Annotated in this window: 1 protein-coding gene; it reads right to left on the bottom strand. The window is 68.2% G+C overall.

Annotation, left to right across the window (positions count from 1 at the left end):
• The coding region (locus tag E2E34_RS33250; RefSeq protein WP_138905553.1) for an aconitate hydratase at window positions 1–2,146 on the bottom strand (2,146 nt) is incomplete at its 3' end.
• Between the last annotated feature and the right edge of the window lie 206 nt (window positions 2,147–2,352).

The following is a 2,352-nucleotide window of genomic DNA, read 5'->3' as shown; positions in this document are numbered from 1 at the left end:
AGATGTGGTCGGTGGTGACCGAGTCGCCCAGCTTGGCCAGGACGCGCGCGCCGGTGATGTCCTCGACCGGGGTCGTCTCCATCGTCATGCCCTCGAAGTACGGGGGCTTCCGGACGTACGTCGACTCGCTGTCCCACTCGAAGGTGTTGCCGGTGGGGATCGGCAGCGCCTGCCACTGGGCGTCGCCCGCGAAGACGTCGGAGTAGGACTTGCTGAACATGTCCTCGCCGATGGAGTTCGCCACGACGTCGTTGACCTCGGCCTCGGTGGGCCAGATGTCGGCGAGGTATACCGGCTTGCCGTCCTGGTCGGTGCCCAGGGCGTCCTTGGTGATGTCCACCTTCATGGAGCCCGCGATGGCGTACGCGACGACCAGCGGCGGGGAGGCCAGGTAGTTCATCTTGACGTCGGGGTTGATGCGGCCCTCGAAGTTGCGGTTGCCCGAGAGGACCGACGTGACCGCGAGGTCGTTGTCGTTGACGGCCTTCGAGACCTCCTCGGGCAGCGGGCCCGAGTTGCCGATGCAGGTGGTGCAGCCGTAGCCGACGAGGTTGAAGCCGACCTTGTCGAGGTACGGGGTCAGGCCCGCCTTGTCGAAGTAGTCGGTGACGACCTTCGAGCCCGGGGCGAGGGTGGTCTTGACCCACGGCTTGCGGGTCAGGCCCTTCTCGACCGCCTTCTTGGCCACCAGGGCGGCGGCGACCATGACGTACGGGTTCGAGGTGTTGGTGCAGGAGGTGATCGCGGCGACCGTGACGGCGCCGTGGTCGATCTCGTACGTCGAACCGTCGGGGGCGGTCACGGTGACCGGGTTGGACGGGACGGCGGCACCGGTGCCCTCGGCGTGCTGCGGGGCGCCCGCGCCGTTCTCCTGGCTGCCGTAGGCCGGGGCGTCGGAGGCCGGGAAGGACTCGTCGCTCGCCTCGTCCACCGGGGAGGCGGCGGTGCCGGCCCCCACGGTCTGGACCTCGACGTAGTTGAGGACGTCCGTGGCGAACTGCTGAGCGGCGTTGGCGAGGACGATGCGGTCCTGCGGGCGCTTCGGGCCTGCGATCGACGGGACGACCGTCGACAGGTCCAGCTCCAGCTTCTCGGAGAAGTCGGGCTCGGCGGCCGGGTCGAGCCAGAGGCCCTGCTCCTTGGCGTACGCCTCGACGAGCGCGACCTGCTGGGCGTCGCGGCCGGTCAGGCGCAGGTACTTCAGCGTCTCGTCGTCGATCGGGAAGATCGCGGCGGTGGAGCCGAACTCCGGCGACATGTTGCCGATGGTGGCGCGGTTCGCGAGCGAGGTGGCGGCGACGCCCTCACCGTAGAACTCGACGAACTTGCCGACGACGCCGTGCTTGCGCAGCATCTCGGTGATCGTGAGCACCAGGTCGGTGGCGGTGGTGCCGGTGGGCAGCTCGCCGGTCAGCTTGAAGCCGACGACGCGCGGGATCAGCATGGAGACCGGCTGGCCGAGCATCGCGGCCTCGGCCTCGATGCCGCCGACGCCCCAGCCCAGCACACCGAGGCCGTTGACCATGGTGGTGTGCGAGTCGGTGCCGACGAGGGTGTCGGGGTACGCCTGGCCGCCCCGGACCATGACCGTGCGGGCCAGGTGCTCGATGTTGACCTGGTGGACGATGCCGGTGCCCGGGGGGACGACCTTGAACTCGTCGAAGGCGGTCTGGCCCCAGCGCAGGAACTGGTAGCGCTCCTTGTTGCGGCCGTACTCCAGCTCGACGTTCTGCTGGAAGGCGCCGGCGGTGCCGAACTTGTCGGCGATGACGGAGTGGTCGATGACCAGCTCGGCCGGGGCCAGCGGGTTGATCTTCGCCGGGTCGCCGCCGAGCTCCTTGACGGCCTCACGCATGGTGGCGAGGTCGACGACACAGGGCACGCCGGTGAAGTCCTGCATGATCACGCGGGCGGGCGTGAACTGGATCTCCTGGCTGGGCTGGGCCTGGGAGTCCCAGCCGCCGATGGCCCGGATGTGGTCGGCGGTGATGTTCGCGCCGTCCTCGGTGCGGAGCAGGTTCTCCAGCAGCACCTTCAGGCTGTAAGGGAGGCGCGCGGAGCCCTCGACCTTGTCCAGCTTGAAGATCTCGTACGACTCGTCGCCCACGCGCAGCGTGCTGCGGGCGTCGAAGCTGTTCGCCGACACGACAGTCTCCTTCTTCAATGTGCGCGTTTCTTACCGCATCCTGCCGCCACGACCCCCTGGCCATCCGCTAAGGTAAGACTTAGTTAGGTCACCCTTACCGGTCGGCGGCTGCGGTACGCCTTCGGCAGATATCTCGATGTCGAGATAACTCTAGTACATGACCGCGATTCGGTCATGCCCGGACCTCCGCCACCCCCGACGTTTCC

It is taken from the genome of Streptomyces albidochromogenes (assembly GCF_005981925.1).
In the GTDB taxonomy this organism is placed as follows: Bacteria; Actinomycetota; Actinomycetes; order Streptomycetales; family Streptomycetaceae; genus Streptomyces; species Streptomyces albidochromogenes.
Note: the sequence above shows the minus strand (reverse complement) of the source record. Positions and strands in the feature narration are given on the sequence as shown.